16 protein-coding genes and 1 pseudogene are annotated in these 14,793 nt (G+C 76.3%); 9 read left to right on the top strand and 8 right to left on the bottom strand.

Translation table 11 applies throughout. The features are described from left to right. Positions 1-7 precede the first annotated feature (7 nt). Positions 8-277 (top strand): DUF6295 family protein, encoded by a 270-nt coding sequence (locus CLV35_RS09035; protein ID WP_121193152.1) that lies wholly within the window; start codon positions 8-10, stop codon positions 275-277. A gap of 257 nt (positions 278-534) precedes the next feature. Here CLV35_RS09035 and CLV35_RS09030 read toward each other — a convergent pair whose 3' ends face one another. The 4 genes from CLV35_RS09030 to acs form a co-directional block, all read right to left on the bottom strand. Continuing rightward, the gene (locus CLV35_RS09030; protein WP_121193151.1) at positions 535-1,005 is read right to left on the bottom strand and encodes a DUF309 domain-containing protein; all 471 of its coding nucleotides are present in this window, start codon (positions 1,003-1,005) and stop codon (positions 535-537) included. Continuing rightward, entirely contained in the window at positions 1,002-1,868 is an 867-nt protein-coding gene (locus CLV35_RS09025; RefSeq protein ID WP_121193496.1) for an alpha/beta fold hydrolase, read from the bottom strand. The genes CLV35_RS09030 and CLV35_RS09025 overlap by 4 nt, the downstream gene beginning before the upstream one ends. Before the next feature lie 144 nt (positions 1,869-2,012). Beyond that, positions 2,013-2,426 carry a phage holin family protein gene (locus CLV35_RS09020; RefSeq protein WP_231121647.1) on the bottom strand — a complete coding sequence of 138 codons (414 nt, stop codon included), beginning with the start codon at positions 2,424-2,426 and terminating at the stop codon, positions 2,013-2,015. Between the two features lie 96 nt (positions 2,427-2,522). After that, complete coding sequence (acs, locus tag CLV35_RS09015; protein ID WP_121193149.1) at positions 2,523-4,508, bottom strand: acetate--CoA ligase; 1,986 nt, start codon at positions 4,506-4,508, stop codon at positions 2,523-2,525. Positions 4,509-4,638: 130 nt separating this feature from the next. Between acs and CLV35_RS09010 the strand changes: the two genes are divergently transcribed. Continuing rightward, complete coding sequence (locus CLV35_RS09010) at positions 4,639-5,064, top strand: GNAT family N-acetyltransferase (protein ID WP_121193148.1); 426 nt, start codon at positions 4,639-4,641, stop codon at positions 5,062-5,064. 6 nt (positions 5,065-5,070) lie between these two features. Here the strand turns inward: CLV35_RS09010 and CLV35_RS09005 are convergent, their stop codons facing one another. After that, positions 5,071-5,625: a hypothetical protein gene (locus CLV35_RS09005; RefSeq protein WP_121193147.1), complete on the bottom strand. Its 555-nt coding sequence runs from the start codon at positions 5,623-5,625 to the stop codon at positions 5,071-5,073. A 19-nt stretch (positions 5,626-5,644) separates the two neighbouring features. Further along, on the bottom strand, positions 5,645-6,445 hold the full coding sequence (locus CLV35_RS09000) for an HAD family hydrolase (protein ID WP_121193495.1): 801 nt from the start codon (positions 6,443-6,445) through the stop codon (positions 5,645-5,647). Between the two features lie 463 nt (positions 6,446-6,908). Here CLV35_RS09000 and ssd point away from each other — a divergent pair, with 463 nt between their 5' ends. The 7 genes and pseudogenes from ssd to CLV35_RS08965 all read left to right on the top strand — a co-directional run bounded on the left by ssd (position 6,909) and on the right by CLV35_RS08965 (position 11,781). Then, positions 6,909-7,982, top strand: coding sequence for a septum site-determining protein Ssd (gene ssd, locus CLV35_RS08995; RefSeq protein ID WP_121193146.1), 1,074 nt, complete (start codon positions 6,909-6,911; stop codon positions 7,980-7,982). Next, positions 7,979-9,151, top strand: a complete 1,173-nt coding sequence (locus CLV35_RS08990; protein WP_231121645.1) for a TadA family conjugal transfer-associated ATPase — start codon at positions 7,979-7,981, stop codon at positions 9,149-9,151. Before ssd ends, CLV35_RS08990 begins: the two co-directional genes overlap by 4 nt. Continuing rightward, positions 9,148-9,984 carry a type II secretion system F family protein gene (locus CLV35_RS08985; protein ID WP_121193145.1) on the top strand — a complete coding sequence of 279 codons (837 nt, stop codon included), beginning with the start codon at positions 9,148-9,150 and terminating at the stop codon, positions 9,982-9,984. Before CLV35_RS08990 ends, CLV35_RS08985 begins: the two co-directional genes overlap by 4 nt. Continuing rightward, on the top strand, positions 9,981-10,643 hold the full coding sequence (locus CLV35_RS08980) for a type II secretion system F family protein (RefSeq protein ID WP_183061888.1): 663 nt from the start codon (positions 9,981-9,983) through the stop codon (positions 10,641-10,643). The genes CLV35_RS08985 and CLV35_RS08980 overlap by 4 nt, the downstream gene beginning before the upstream one ends. Before the next feature lie 246 nt (positions 10,644-10,889). Continuing rightward, a pseudogene (locus tag CLV35_RS21000) lies at positions 10,890-11,063 on the top strand (DUF4244 domain-containing protein); the annotation flags it as partial. Between the two features lie 5 nt (positions 11,064-11,068). Then, positions 11,069-11,434 (top strand): TadE family type IV pilus minor pilin, encoded by a 366-nt coding sequence (locus tag CLV35_RS08970; protein ID WP_147431912.1) that lies wholly within the window; start codon positions 11,069-11,071, stop codon positions 11,432-11,434. Next, positions 11,431-11,781: an Rv3654c family TadE-like protein gene (locus CLV35_RS08965; RefSeq protein ID WP_121193141.1), complete on the top strand. Its 351-nt coding sequence runs from the start codon at positions 11,431-11,433 to the stop codon at positions 11,779-11,781. Before CLV35_RS08970 ends, CLV35_RS08965 begins: the two co-directional genes overlap by 4 nt. A gap of 4 nt (positions 11,782-11,785) precedes the next feature. Here CLV35_RS08965 and CLV35_RS08960 read toward each other — a convergent pair whose 3' ends face one another. Both CLV35_RS08960 and CLV35_RS08955 read right to left on the bottom strand, forming a co-directional pair. Continuing rightward, positions 11,786-12,265 (bottom strand): hypothetical protein, encoded by a 480-nt coding sequence (locus CLV35_RS08960; protein WP_121193140.1) that lies wholly within the window; start codon positions 12,263-12,265, stop codon positions 11,786-11,788. Between the two features lie 100 nt (positions 12,266-12,365). Beyond that, the gene (locus tag CLV35_RS08955) at positions 12,366-14,705 is read right to left on the bottom strand and encodes a DEAD/DEAH box helicase (RefSeq protein WP_121193493.1); all 2,340 of its coding nucleotides are present in this window, start codon (positions 14,703-14,705) and stop codon (positions 12,366-12,368) included. Positions 14,706-14,793 lie beyond the last annotated feature (88 nt).

Raw genomic sequence — 14,793 nt, 5'->3', positions numbered from 1 at the left:
GCCTCCGATGTGCACCTACGCCACGGAGCAGGTCGACATCCAAGGCAGCGGCAAGGGCCGTGACGGGTGGTTCGCGGTGAGCTCGGCGACCGTCTACTACGACCACCCGGTGCACCACCTCGCCGGCCACACGCTCAACATCGACTTCGCCGACCGCTCGGCCGGGCCCGCCGCGCGGGTGGCGGTCGAGCTCACCGCGGAGTCGGCTGAGGCGCTCGTCGCGGCCATCACGGCGGCGCTCGCCTCCGTGCCGCCGGAGATCCGCGCCGCGGGCTGAGCTGCGCTCTGCCTGGTCGCTGCGTGCGGCGAGCGCCGTGACCAGGTCGTCGGCGAAGCGCCGACGCGGGCGAGCACCACCTCCAGCGTCCGCAGCGCTCCCCCGCCGCGCTGCGCCGGCGCGACGTTGACCCACGCAACCGCAGCCCGACACCTCGGTGCCGCCGACCAGCCGGTCGAGCAGGTCCTTCAGGCTGCCGGGCAGCGTGCCGGAGTTCGTCGAGCGGCGCCGGGTGCTGCCGCTGACCAGCAGCAGCCTCACCTGCCGCTGCCCCGGAGCCGCGGCACGGTCCCTGCCCCCGCGGGCGCGGCGGCGCCGGCCGTGGCTCGCGCCCACCCGGCCAGGTCGCCGGCGGCGATGCCGTGGGGCGGGAGCGCTGCGTACGCGTCGAGCCGGTCCGCCGCCCGCAGCAGCAGCGCACGGGCCCCGCGCGCGTTGCCGCGCGCCAGGTGCGTCAGCCCGACGCACAGCTGGGCCAGGCCCTGCCACAGCTCGCGCTCCTGCGCGGGTGCCGCCTTCCACGAGCCCTCGAGCACCTCGTGCGCGTGGAAGGGCCGGCCGAGGTCGAGCAGCCGCTGCGCCTCGGCCAGCGCGTCGAGCGGCGGCAGCACGAGGCCGTCGGGCACCCGCTCGACCCCGGTCGACCCGTAGGGCAGCGGCCGGCCGAGCTCGTCGCGCGGGCGGGCGCTCGCCGCTCGACCGCTCGCGTCGCGGTCGCGCTCGGTCACCGGTCGGGCTCGGGGTCGTCGAGCCAGCCGAGCAGCAGGCGTACGAGCTCCTCCGGCCGCTCCTCCTGCGGGAAGTGGCCGACGCCGGCCACCAGGTGCCAGCGGTAGGGCGCCTCGACGAAGCGGTCCGAGCCGGCCGCCGAGCGGGGCAGCACCGCGCCGTCGGCGGCACCGTGCAGGTGGAGCACCGGCACGCGCACGGGCTCGCGCATGCCACGGGCGTAGCGGGCGCCGTCCGGGCGCACCATCGAGCGGACCGCCCAGCGCGAGTACTCGAGCGAGCAGTGCGCGACGCCGGCGACCTGCACCGCCTGCCGGTAGACAGCGGCCTCCTCGGCCGAGGGCCAGCCCGGCGCCGCCCACGCGCGCAGCAGCTGCTCGACGTAGGCGCCGTCGGACTCGGTCAGCCGGCGCTCCGGCAGCATCGGGGCCTGGAAGCCGAGGACGTGGCGGCTGCGCCGCAGCTGGCGCAGGTCGCCGGCGACGGCCGAGCGCATGCGCAGCGGGTGGGGAGCGGCGATCGCGGCCAGGCGGCGCACGACCTTCGGGTGCGCGACCGCGGTGGTCCAGGCGAGCATCCCGCCGAGGCCGTGCCCGACCAGGACGGCGTCGGCGCTGCCGAGCGAGCGGACCACCCCGGCGATGTCGGCGGTGAGCGTCGCAGGGTCGTAGCCGCGAGGGGTCTTGTCGCTCGCGCCGTAGCCGCGCAGGTCCATGGCGGCGGCGCGGTAGCCGGCGGCCGCGAGCGCGGGCAGGACGTGGCGCCAGGTCCACCACATCTGCGGGAAGCCGTGCAGGAGCAGGACCAGCGGACCGGTGCCGGCCTCGGCGACGTGGAAGCGGGCGCCGTTGGCGGCCACCATCCGGTGCTCCCACGGCCCGTCGAGCAGGACGCTCGACGCGTCCTTCACCGCCCACGCTCCCGCATGCGGGAAGCCTCCCACAGACGAGCGACGCCGAGCGCTCCGCCGGGGGGGCCGGTGGAGCGCCGAGCGCCCTCGCGGGAGCTAGTGGAGCGCCGAGCCCTTCAGCGTGGCGACCGAGTCCTTGGTGGTGCGGATGGTCGCCTCCGGAACGGAGATCTTCTTGAGCTGCCGGATGCCGATGAAGACCACCGCGCCGGCGACCAGCAGGAGCACGCCCGCGACGATCAGGAACGCCCACCCGGGGGCGAGGCCCAGCGACGCGAGGCCGTAGGCGGCGGCGATGAGCAGCAGGATCAGCGCCAGGAAGGCGAAGAACCCGGCCACGATGAACATGGCGCTGCCGAGGACGCCGTGCTTGACCTCGTCCTTGACCTCGTGCTTGGCGAGCTCGATCTCGGAGCGCACAAGGGCTGAGAGGTCCTTGGTGGCGGAGGCGACCAGCGCGCCCAGCGACGGCTCGTGCGAGGTCGGCGAAGACGGGATCGGTTGGGACACGGGCGCCTCATTCTCTGGACCGCGGTACGACGTCGACATGATCGCACCCCTACTGGTGGTCGGGCGTACCCCGGCGGCGACGCGCCCGAACCCCGCCTACTCGTCGCCGCCCGCGCTCGCCGGGAGCTTCGCGCTGATGAGGTCCATGACCGTGGAGTCGGCCAGGGTCGTCACGTCGCCGACCGAGCGGTTCTCCGCGACGTCGCGCAGCAGCCGGCGCATGATCTTGCCTGAGCGGGTCTTGGGCAGCTCGGGCACGATCATGATCTGGCGCGGCTTGGCGATCGGGCCGATCTCCTTGCTGACGTGGTTGCGCAGCTCCTGCACGATCTCGGCACCGGCCGCCTCGTCCTCGCCGACGGTGCCGCGCACGATGACGAACGCGACGATCCCCTGCCCTGTGGTGGGGTCGGTCGCCCCGACGACGGCGGCCTCGGCGACCTTCGGGTGCGAGACCAGGGCCGACTCGACCTCGGTCGTCGAGATGCGGTGGCCGCTGACGTTCATGACGTCGTCGACGCGGCCGAGCAGCCAGATGTCGCCGTCCTCGTCCTTCTTGGCGCCGTCACCGGCGAAGTAGCGGCCGGGGAATCGCGACCAGTAGGTCTCGGCGTAGCGCGTGTCGTCGCCCCAGATGCCGCGCAGCATCGAGGGCCAGGGCTCGGTCAGCACGAGGTAGCCGCCACCGCCGTTGGGCACCGGCTCGCCGCGGTCGTCGACGACCTCGGCGCTGATGCCGGGGAGCGGGCGCTGGGCGGAGCCCGGCTTCAGCGTCGTGACGCCGGGCAGCGGGCTGATCATCAGCGCACCCGTCTCGGTCTGCCACCACGTGTCGCAGACAGGGGTCTCGTCGTGCCCGACGACCCGGCGGTACCAGACCCAGGCTTCGGGGTTGATCGGCTCGCCGACGCTGCCCAGCAGGCGGATCTTCGACAGGTCGTGGGCGGCCGGGATCTCCTCTCCCCACTTCATCATGGTGCGGATGAGGGTGGGGGCGGTGTAGAGGATCGTGACGCCGTACTTCTCCGCGATCGACCAGAGACGGCCGCGGTCGGGAGTGTCGGGGGTGCCTTCGTACATCACCTGCGTCGCACGGTTGGCGAGCGGCCCGTAGACGATGTAGGAGTGCCCGGTGACCCAGCCGATGTCGGCCGAGCACCAGTAGACGTCGGTGTCGGGCTTGAGGTCGAAGACGTACTTGTGGGTGTAGGCGACCTGGGTGAGGTAGCCGCCGGTGGTGTGCAGGATGCCCTTGGGCTTCGCGGTCGTGCCGCTGGTGTAGAGGATGTAGAGCGGGTGCTCCGAGTCGTGCGGCTCGTAGGCGTGGGTGTCCGGCTGCCGGTCGACCACCTCGTGCCACCAGACGTCGCGGCCCTCGTGCCACTCGACGTCCTGCTTCGTGCGCTGCACCACCAGCACCTTCTCGACGCTGCTCGTGCGCGAGACGGCCTCGTCGACGGCGGGCTTGAGCGCCGAGGGCGCGCCCCGGCGGAAGCCGCCGTCGGCGGTGATGACCAGCTTGGCGCTGGCGTCGTCGATGCGGCTGGCCAGGGCGTCGGCGGAGAAGCCGCCGAAGACCACCGAGTGCGGCGCGCCGAGCCGAGCGCACGCGAGCATCGCGAAGACGGCCTCGGGGACCATCGGCAGGTAGATCGCGACCCGGTCGCCCTTGGCGACGCCGAGCTCGGTCAGCGCGTTGGCGGCCTTGCACACCTCGCGCTGGAGGTCGGCGTAGGTGATGGTCCGGGTGTCGCCGGGCTCGCCCTCCCAGTGGATCGCCACCTGGTCGCCGTGCCCGGACTCGACGTGCCGGTCGACGCAGTTGTAGGCGACGTTGAGCGTGCCGCCGACGAACCACTTCGCGAACGGCGGCTGCCAGTCGAGCGCGGTCTCCCACGGGGTGTCCCAGCTCAGGTCGCGGGCCTGGTCCTCCCAGAAGCCGACCCGGTCGGCCGCCGCGCGCTCGTACATCTCGGCCCGCGCGTTGGCCTGGGCCGCGAACTCGGGGCTGGGCGCGAACCTGCGCTCCTCGTGCAGGAGGTTCGACAGGCCCTGCTCCGCCGTGCTGTCGCCGTCGCTCACGATGCTCCTTCGCGTCGCCAGGTGTGCGGCCGCCTCAGACCGCCGGGCCCCAGCCTGCCAGCCCGGGCGCGCGGTCGTGCGCGAGGGTCCGCCGCCTGTGCGTACACGTCGGCGCGCCTACGCTGCGCCTGTGGACATCGTGGACCTCGCGCCCGGCGACCCCCGCGTCGTCGACGACGCGCTGCCCGTCCTGCTCGCCCTCCGCCCGCACCTGAGCGCCGAGAGCCTCACGTCGGTCTACGCCGAGGGCCACCCGCAGGGACTGCGCCTGACCGCCGCCTACGTCGAGGGCCGGTGCGTCGGCGTCGCCGGCTGGCGCGTCGTGGCGCTGACCTGGCTGGGGCGCAAGCTCTACGTCGACGACCTGGTGACGGCCGAAGGTGAGAGGTCCAGCGGCGTCGGGAAGGCGCTGCTCGACGAGCTGGAGGCGCGTGCCCGCGCCGCCGGGTGCACGGCGCTCGACCTCGACTCGGGCGTGCAGCGCGCCGACGCGCACCGGTTCTACATGCGCGAGCGGATGTCCATCTCGGCCTTCCACTTCACCAAGCTGCTCTAGCGGCGCTCAGCCGCGCGGCACGCCGCCCTCGCTCGGGCGCCCGGCGCAGGTGTCGAGCCAGGTGTCGGAGGCCACGTCGTCGAGGGTGCCGCTGGGCAGCGCCCCGTGCGTGGCGCTGCCCTGGGAGCCGGTCCACGTCAGGTCGCCGACCGCGGGATCGGGTCGGGCGCGGTCGCAGTCGGGCCCGGTCCAGCGGAGGCGCAGGGTCGCGTCACCGTGCCCCGGCACGCGCAGGCCGCTGGTGGGCAGCTGCGGCGCCATGCCGGCCGGGAGGCCCTCGACCCCGCGCACGACCAGTGCCGTCCCGTCGCCGTTGTGCAGCGGGACCGAGAGCGACAGGCCGTCGCCGCCGTCGGCCAGGGCCACCGGGCCCGCCGTGAGCCCCGGACTGTCGCCCGCGGCGCCCACCACCGCCGCGGGTGCGGCGCTCGCCGACGCCCGCGACGGCGGGTCGACCTCCTTGGTCGAGCCTCCTAGCAGCTTGAAGCCGCCGCCCACGAGCAGCACGACGACGGCCGCCGAGGCGGTCGCGCGCACGGCTGGTGCGCCCTGCGCCTTCACGCGGGCCCGGTCGTGCGGGTCATGCGGGTACGGGGTGGACCCGCCGCGACGACGCCCACCACACCGCGACAGCGGTCACGGCGGCTACGACGAGCGCCGCGAGCAGCGAGCGCTGCGCGGGGGAGCGGTCGCGCAGGCGCACGGGCCTGGTGAAGACGAGCACGGGCCAGCCGCGCGCGACGGCTTCGCGGCGCAGGCCGCGGTCGGGGTTCACGACGCTCGGGTGCCCGACCGCCTCGAGCATCGGCAGGTCGGTGACCGAGTCGCTGTAGGCGTAGCTGCGGGCGAGGTCGTAGCCCTCCTGCTCGGCCAGCCGGCGCACGGCCGCGGCCTTGGCCTCGCCGTAGACGTAGGTCGCGATCTCCCCGGTGTAGCGGCCCTGCTCGACCACCATCTCGGTGGCGACGACGTGGGCGGCGCCCAGCAGGTCGCCGATCGGTCGCACCACCTCGGCCCCGGACGCGCTCACGACCACCACGTCGCGCCCGGCGGCCCGGTGCGACGCGATCAGCGCGGCCGCCTCGGCGTAGACGATCGGGTCGATGAGCTCGTGGAGCGTCTCGGCCACCAGCGACTTGACCAGCGCGACGTCCCAGCCGGCGACCAGCCGGGTCAGGTAGGCCCGCATGCGCTCGACCTGGTCGGAGTCGGCGCTGCCCATGACGTAGGAGAGCTGGGCGTACGCGCTGCGGAGCACTCCGCGGCGCGTGAGCAGGCCGCCCTTGTAGAACGACCGGCTGAACGCCAGCGTGCTGCTCCGGGCGATGACCGTCTTGTCGAGGTCGAAGAAGGCCGCGCGTCGACCGCTGCCGCCGTGCACGTGGTCCCGGTCGTGGTCTCGGCTGTCGTCGCTCAGAGCGGTCGCACGTCGCGGATAGCCGCCGGCGGAGCCGTCCTGCGAGGGGTCCGCGACGTCCGAGGAGCCGGCCACGTCTCGAGGATAGGCACGAGGGGCGGGCTCCCGCCGGCGGGGCGCGTCGTTTGCCTTTTGACCAGTTCGGGTACACGATTGACGAGACCGTGAGGGCCTAGCCCGAACGGCCACCGCGCGAGCCGGCTCCTCCCCCCCGAGCCGGACGCGAGGAGATGGACAGCCCCCGCTACCCCCCCCAGCGGGGGCTGTCCCATCTCCGACGTCGTGTCGTCGCTCCCGCAGGCGTCCGTCGTCCACAGGTCGACGCCCTCGTCTCCCTGGCTGTCCACAGGCTCTCGGACGCTGCTCGACCCGCCGTCCTGCTCCGCGCGACGCTCTCGGCACCCGCCCGTCGCCTGGAGGTCCCGCCGTGCCAGCTCCGCCGTCCCACGTGCTCGTCGTCACCGGCGACCCGTCGCTCGGCGACCCGGTACGCCGCCTGGCCGAAGCAGCGGGCCTGTCGAGCACCGTGGTGCCCGCGGCTCCGTCGCCGGGCGAGTGGCTCGCCGCCGACCTCGTCGTCGTCGGCTCCGACTGCGTCGCTGGCCTGGCCGACCGGCTGCCCCGCCGGCGCGGCGTCGTCGTCGCCCTGGCCGAGGAGCGCGACACCGCGGCGTGGAGCGCCGCCGTGGCCCTCGGCGCTGAGTCGGTGGTCGTGCTGCCCGGCGAGGAGGCGCACCTGCTCGGGCTGCTGACCGCCGGTGCCACGGGCGCGTCGCCGCCGGCCCCCCTCGTCGCCGTGGTGGGCGGACGCGGCGGCGCGGGAGCCACGACGCTGGCCTGCGCGCTGGCCGGCGCCGGTGCCCGGCGCCGCCTGCGCACCGTGCTGGTCGACGCCGACCCGCTGGGCGGCGGGATCGAGCTGGCGCTCGGCGCGGAGGGCTCGACCGGCCTGCGCTGGTCCGAGCTGCCCGCCGGGGGCGCCGGCCTGCCCCCGTCGGCGCTGACCCGACGGCTGGCGGTGGTCGACGGCGTGCACGTCCTCGCGTGCGAGCGCGACGGCTCGCTCGAGGTGCCGGCTCAGGCCGTGGCGCCGGCCCTCGCAGCCGTGCGGAGCGACGCGGACCTCGTCGTCGCAGACCTGCCCCGTCACCTCGGCGCAGCGGGCCGGCTCGTCCTCGAGGCGGCCACGCTGGCGCTGCTGGTCGTGCCCGCCGAGCTGCGTGCCGCGGCCGCCGCCGCCCAGGTCGCCGCGCTGGTCCGCTCGACGGCGGTCGAGCTCCAGGTGGTCGTGCGCGGGCCCGCGCCAGGCGGCCTCGACGCCGAGCTGGTCGCCGGCGCGCTGGGGCTGCCGCTCAGCGGCGAGCTGCGCGCCGAGCCCGGCATCGAGGTGTCGTTCGAGCGCGGCGTGCCGCCGGGACGCGGCGGCCGCGGGCCGCTCGCCGCCTACTGCGCCCGGCTGCTCGACCGCGTCGCGCCGCTCGTCGACCCCGTCGCCGGATGAGCGATCTCCTGCCGCGCCCCGACGAGGCGCTGATGCGCAGGCTGCGCGGTCGGCTGGCCGCCGAGCCGGGGCTGCCTACGACGGCGCGGCTGGCGGCGCTGGTGCGCGAGGAGGCCGCGCTGCTCGGTGGTCCGGCGCTGCTGCACGTCGTCGAGGCCCTGCGCGCCGAGCTGGCCGGTGCGGGCCCGCTCGAGGTGCTCCTCGCCGACCCCGCCGTGACCGACGTGCTGGTCAACGGTCCCGACGACGTGTGGGTCGACCGCGGGGCGGGGCTGGTGCGCGCCTCCGTCGGCTTCGACGACGAGGCCGACGTGCGCCGGGTCGCCGAGCGCCTGTCGGCGCGCGCGGGCCGCCGGCTCGACGAGGCGTCCCCCTGGGTCGACGGCCGGCTCCCCGGCGGGGTGCGCCTGCACGCCGTCCTGCCGCCGGTCGCGGCCGACGGCACGCTCGTGTCGCTGCGCGTCCCGGCCCGCGAGGCCTTCACGCTCGAGGGGCTGGAGGCCTCGGGCGCAGTCGCACCCCGGGCGGCCGAGCTGCTCCGGCTGCTGGTGGCGAGCCGGCTCTCCTTCGTCGTCACCGGCGGCACGGGCAGCGGCAAGACGACGCTGCTCGGCGTGCTCCTCGGGCTCGTCGACGCGCGCGAGCGCCTGGTCCTCGTCGAGGACACGGCGGAGCTGCGGCCCGACCACCCGCACGTCGTCCGTCTCGAGGGGCGCCCGCCGAACCTCGAGGGCGTCGGCGCGGTGCACAGCCGCGACCTGGTGCGCCAGGCGCTGCGCATGCGCCCCGACCGGCTCGTGGTCGGAGAGGTACGCGGTGGCGAGGTCGTCGAGCTGCTCGCCGCGCTCAACACCGGCCACGAAGGCGGGTGCGGCACGCTGCACGCGCGCTCGGCCGGCGCGGTCCCCGCGCGCGTGGAGGCGCTCGCGACCGCTGCGGGCCTGGGCAGGGAGGCGGCGCACGCGCAGCTGGCCGCCGGGCTCGACGCGGTGGTGCACGTCGGGCGCGACCGGAGCGGTGCCCGCCACGTCGACTGCATCGCGCTGGTGAGCCGCCCGGCGGGCGAGGCCTGGTGCCGCGTGGAGCCGGTGTGGGAGCGGTCGACCGGTGACGGGCCTGCCGCCGCGGATCTCCACGAGCTGGCCGACCGGCTCGGTGGTGGCCGGTGAGCGCTCCGTTCGCGCCTCTCGAGGTGCGGCTCCTGGTCGCCGCCTGCGGCACCTGCGTCGCGGCGGGCGCGGTCCTCCTCGGCTCGGGATCCCCAGCGCGCCTGCGCCGGGTGGTCCCGGCGGCTGCGATCCCTGCCAGCTCGAGGCCCCCTGCCGCTGCGGCAGGGGGCGTCGCAGCCCTCGTCGTCCTGGTGCTCCTGTCGGGCGTCCCCGCTGCGCTCGTGACCTGCGCCGTCGCGCTGCTGGTCGTCGTCCTGCGCCGACGGGCGGTCCGGCACCGCGCCGTCGAGCAGCGCCGAGCGGCCGTCCAGGCGGGGACGACGGCGCTCGCGGCCGCCCTGCGCGCCGGCCTCCCGGCGCACGCGGCGTGGCGCGAGGCCGCCGGTGCCACCGACGACGCAGGGGGTGCTGACCTCCTTCTGGCCACGTCGAGGGCGCCCGTCGTCGGTGCCGACGTCGCCGAGGAGCTGCTCATGGCCGCTCGGCGAGCAGGTGCCGAGGGCCTCGGCAGGGTCGCGGTCTGCTGGCGCGTCGGTAGCGGCGCGGGCGCGGGTCTGGCGGCCTCGCTCGACGTCGTGTCCGACGGGCTCCAGGCCGACCAGGCGCTGCGCCGGCAGGTCGCGCTCGAGCTGGCCGCGCCGCGCGCCACCGCGCGGGTCCTCGCGGTGCTGCCGCTGGCGGGGGCCGGGCTCGGCGCCGCCGCGGGCGCCCGACCGTGGGAGGTGCTGCTGCTGACACGGCTCGGCCACGCCTGCCTCGCTGTCGGCACCGCACTCGCAGTCGCCGGCTTGGGATGGGTGGAGGCGCTGGCCCGCCGCGCGCAGCCCCGGTGAGCGCGGCCCTCGCCGCAGGTCTGCTCGCGTGGGGCGGCGTGCTCCTCCTGCAGCCCGGTCGCGCGCCGGCGAGGCGGCTCCGCCGGGTGCTGCCGCCTGCCGGGGGCTCGGCGCGACGGCGTCGGTCGACCGGCGCCCTGCGCGCCCGGCTGCGGCGGCGGGCGGCGGCCACCCACGCCGAGGACGACGCCGTGCTCGCGTGCGACCTGCTCGCTGCATGCCTGCTGGCCGGCTCTCCCGTGCAGACGGCGTTGGCCGTCGTGGGCGCGTCCGTGAGCCGTGCCCCGGGCAGGACGGGCGCTGCAGAGGAGGCGCTGCCCGGTTCGGTGGGCGCGGCGCTCGCGTCGGCCGCGTCTGCGGTCCGCCTCGGCGCCGGACCGGCGGAGGCGGCCGAGCAGATGGTCGCGGCCGCTCCGGCCCTCGCGGGAGTGGCGCGCGCCGTCCAGCGCAGCGCGACGGCGGGCACGCCACTCGCGCCGGCCCTGCTCCGACTGGCGGCCGACTCACGGGCCGACCAGCGGTGGCGGGCCGAGGCGAGGGCCCGGCGTGTCGGCACCTACGCCGCCCTCCCGGTCGCGCTGTGCTTCCTGCCCGCCTTCGTCCTGCTGGGCGTCGTGCCCCTCGTCGTCGGCCTCGGCGACCAGCTGGTGCGCCTGTGACGCGACTGTCCACAGGACGCCTGGCCCGCGGCGCCGGTCATGCACAGGCGCCGCCCGCAGCGGGGCGGCAGGCCGGGTCCGGTAGCGATGCTCGGCGTCGACCACACGCAGCAGGCGCCACCGGCGCCGCGACGAGGAGGCGACATGACGAGCACCACCGAGCCGGGACACGCACAGGCGCGAGGGGCCGAGGCGCTGACGACCGGGACGCCGCCCGACCGGCGGCGTCGACGGCTCGAGCGGCAGCGTCGACGGCTCGAGCGCCTGCGGGGCGACGCGGGCATGACGACGGCGGAGTACGCGGTAGGCACCGTCGCCGCGTGCGCGTTCGCCGGGCTGCTGCTCAAGGTGGTCACCAGCGCGACGGTGTCCGGCCTTCTCACCGGTGTCGTCGAGCGCGCCCTCTCGGCAACCGGGTGAGGCCCGTGCCTGAAGGTGACGCCGGGATGGTGACGGTCGAGGCGGCTGTCGTGCTGCTCGCGGTCGTCCTGGTGCTCGCAGGCTGCCTGTGGGGCCTCGCCGTCGGCGACTCGCAGCTGCGGGTCGACGACGCTGCCGGTCTCGCTGCCAGGGCCGCCGCTCGCGGCGAAGCTGACGACCGGGTGCGGGCGGTGGCGCTCTCCGCCGCACCCGACGGTGCCCGGGTCGTGGTCGAGCGCAGCCAGAGCTCCGTGGCCGTCACCGTCGTGCGGACCGTCACAGGGCCCGGGCTGCTCGGCCGGCTGTCGACGACCGTGCGCCGCCGGGCCGTCGCCGCGCGGGAAGACGCGGTCGTGGCGGTGTCGCCGTGAAGCGGCGGCCCGCACCGGCCGGTCGCCGCGACGAGGGGTTCGCCACGGTCCTGGCGGTCGCGGTGCTCGGCGTCCTGCTCGCCGTGACGGGCAGCGCGCTGCTGGTCGCGGCGGCGGCGACGGCACGTCACCGGGCTGCTACGGCGGCGGACCTGTCGGCGCTGGCCGGTGCCGGAGCGCCGCTCGGGGCCGACGCGTGCGCCCTCGCCGCCCGCGTCGCCGCCGACAACGGCGCCGCCGTGGCGACCTGCGACCAGGAGGCGGGCGGCGCCGTCCGCGTCACCGTCTCGGTGCCCGTGCCGCTGCTCGGGCGCGCCGTCACTGCCGTCGCGCGGGCGGGGAGGTGAGCCCTCAGATGCTGGTCGAGCCGGAGCCGGAGACCCGGCTCTCCTCTGGGCTGGGGCCGTCGCCGGCGACGCCCGACCCGGTGGCGGCGGCGCGGCGCTCCTGGGCGGTGAGGTCGACGGTCCGCCTCTCCTCCCGCTGGCTGGCGGGGGCAGCAGCGCGTTCGGGGCTGCGCTCCTGCTGGCGGAGCCGCGACTCGAGCTCGGCCTTCTCGGCCTGCAGGCGCTCGAGCTCGGAGCTGCGCCCGCGCTTGAGCTCCTTCATCTCGCGGTGGCGCCGGCGTGCGTGGACCGACCAGGTCTTCAGCAGCCACAGCCCGGCCATCACGAGCAGACCTGCGACGACTCCGGCGGCGAAGATCTCGCGCGCGGAGGTGTCGATCGTCTGTCCGAGCACGTCGACGGTCACGGCGTCCGTCGCCTGGACGGCGACGACGACGCAGGCGCCCACTCCCAGGACGAGCAGGACCAGTGCGAGCACGATCACGGCGGGCTCCCTTCCTCGCAACGACGATGCCCGCTGCCGCACCGGTCCATGCGGGCAGAGCGCCACCGACCGAGCGGGCGGGGCGACGGGCGCCGAGGCGTCAGACCGGCGCGCCGGCAAGGACGACGTCGAGCAGGCGCACTGCGCCGGCCTTGTCGAGCGGGTCGTTGCCGTTTCCGCACTTGGGCGACTGCACGCACGACGGGCAGCCGGTCGTGCACGGGCACTCCGCGATGGCCGTGCGGGTCGCCCGCAGCCACTGCGCCGCGCGCGAGTAGCCGCGCTCGGCGAAGCCTGCCCCGCCCGGGTGGCCGTCGTGCACGAACACCGTCATCGCACCGGTGTCGGGGTGCAGGGCGGTGGAGAGCCCCCCGATGTCCCACCGGTCGCAGGTCGCGAACAGCGGCAGCAGGCCGATCGAGGCGTGCTCGGCGGCGTGCGCCGCACCTGGCACGTCGGCCGGCTCGAGCCGGGCTGCGACGAGCTGCTCGGGGGTCACCGTCCACCACACCGCCTTGGTGGTGAGCATCCGCGGCGGGAGGTCGAGCGGGTGCTCGCCGAGCACCTCGCCGGTCTGGACGCGTCGGCGCAGGAAGGCGACGACCTGGCTGGTGACCTCGACGGTGCCCAGCGACAGGCGCGCGTCCCCCCAGGGAGTGGAAGTCTCCTCGGCGAGGACGCGCAGGTCGGCGACCTCGCGCGCGGTCGTCGTCCAGTCGGGGTCTGCCGCGGACACGACAGCCACCCCGTCGTCGAGGTCGAGCTCGTGCACGACGAAGGTCTGGCCCATGTGCACGTGCACCGCGCCGGCGTGCACCTGCGAGTGCGAGGCGGCGGCGTCGACCGTGCCCAGCACGCGCCCCGTCGACCGCTCGACGATGCGCACGGGCGCCCCACCCGTGCCGCGCAGCCCGACGAGCGAGCTGGCCCGCTCGTGGCGGGTCCAGAACCACCCGCTCGGGCGCCGGCGCAGGGCGCCCCCCGCGGTGAGCGCGTCGAGCAGCCCCGGCATCGTCGGGCCGAACCACGCCGAGTCCTCCGGCGTCAGCGGCAGCTCGGCGGCAGCGGCGCACAGGTGGGGGGCCAGGACGTAGGGGTTCTCCGGGTCGAGCACCGTGGCCTCGGGCGGGCGGCCGACGACGTAGTCGGGGTGCCGCACCAGGAAGGTGTCGAGCGGGTCGTCGCGGGCGATCAGCACGGCCAGCGACTCCCGGCCGTCGCGTCCGGCACGACCGGCCTGCTGCCACATCGAGGCGGAGGTGCCGGGCCAGCCGGCCAGCACCACCGCGTCCATGCCGCAGATGTCGACACCGAGCTCGAGCGCGTTGGTGGACGCGACCGCGCGCAGCGCCCCCGACTTCAGCGAGCGCTCGATGGCGCGCCGGTCCTCGGGGAGGTAGCCCGCGCGGTAGGCCGCGACCGACCCGGCGAGCTCCCCGGCCCCGGCCTCCTCGAGCGAGCGCGCGCACTGCAGCGCCACGGTCTCGGCGGCCTTGCGCGAGCGCACGAAGGCGAGCGTGCGGGCGTCGTCGAGCACGAGGTCGGTGAGCAGGTCGGCCGCCTCCGCGGTCGCGCTGCGCCGGACCGGGGCGCCGTTCTCGCCGCTGCCCTCGGTGACCGGGGGCTCCCACAGGGCGAAGACCGTGCCCCCCCGCGGCGAGCAGTCCTCGGTCACCTCGGTGAACTCGAGCCCGGTGAGCCGGCGCGCCGAGCTGGCCGGGTCGGACACCGTCGCCGAGGCGAGCACGAAGGTCGGGTGGGCGCCGTAGCGCGCGCACACCCGGCGCAGGCGGCGCAGCACCGCCGAGACGTGGGAGCCGAACACGCCGCGGTAGGCGTGGCACTCGTCCACCACGACGTACGACAGCGAGCGCAGGAAGCGCACCCACCGCGCGTGGTCGGGCAGCACGCCGACGTGGAGCATGTCGGGGTTGGTCAGCACGACGTTGGCCCAGTCGCGCACCCACGCACGCTGCTCGCTCGGGGTGTCGCCGTCGTAGAGCGAGGCGCGCACGCCGTTGAGCTCGAGCCCGGTGACGGTGCGCAGCTGGTCGCCCGCCAGGGCCTTGGTGGGGGACAGGTAGAGCGTCGTCGAGCGCTGCCCCGCGGCCTGCGCGTCGAGGCTGCGGGAGAGCGCGGGCAGCAGGTAGGCCAGCGACTTGCCCGACGCGGTGCCCGTCGAGAGCACGACGTGCTCGCCGTCCCAGGCCGCCTGCGCCGCGGCCACCTGGTGGCCCCACGGCTGCGCGACGCCCCGGGCGACGAGCGCTGCCCGCAGGTCCGGGTGCACCCAGGAAGGCCAGGGCCGCGTACGCCCCGGTGCCGCCGGCACCTGGGTGACCGAGGTCAGCCGCTCGCGGCGGCCGGGACCCTGCAGCAGGGTCTCGAGCAGGCGCAGGCCGGGGCGCTGGGAGAGGTCCGCGGGCGCCTGGGCGTCCATGCCCTCGCCCGAGCGCGGCAGCACGACGGGCACGCCCGCGACGGGTGCAGCCGGCCGGGGCAGCCCTACGTCGCTGAGCTCGGGCAGC

This window comes from Motilibacter peucedani (genome assembly GCF_003634695.1).
Lineage (GTDB): Bacteria > Actinomycetota > Actinomycetes > Motilibacterales > Motilibacteraceae > Motilibacter > Motilibacter peucedani.
Note: the sequence above shows the minus strand (reverse complement) of the source record. Positions and strands in the feature narration are given on the sequence as shown.

What these genes read in the sequence shown, in the direction of transcription:
- CLV35_RS09035 (WP_121193152.1), top strand. Translation starts at nt 8, where the DNA reads ATGTGCACCTACGCCACGGAGCAGGTCGACATCCAAGGCAGCGGCAAG.
- CLV35_RS09025 (WP_121193496.1), bottom strand. Translation starts at nt 1,868, where the DNA reads ATGGTGGCCGCCAACGGCGCCCGCTTCCACGTCGCCGAGGCCGGCACC.
- CLV35_RS08990 (WP_231121645.1), top strand. Translation starts at nt 7,979, where the DNA reads ATGAGCGATCTCCTGCCGCGCCCCGACGAGGCGCTGATGCGCAGGCTG.
- CLV35_RS08955 (WP_121193493.1), bottom strand. Translation starts at nt 14,705, where the DNA reads ATGGACGCCCAGGCGCCCGCGGACCTCTCCCAGCGCCCCGGCCTGCGC.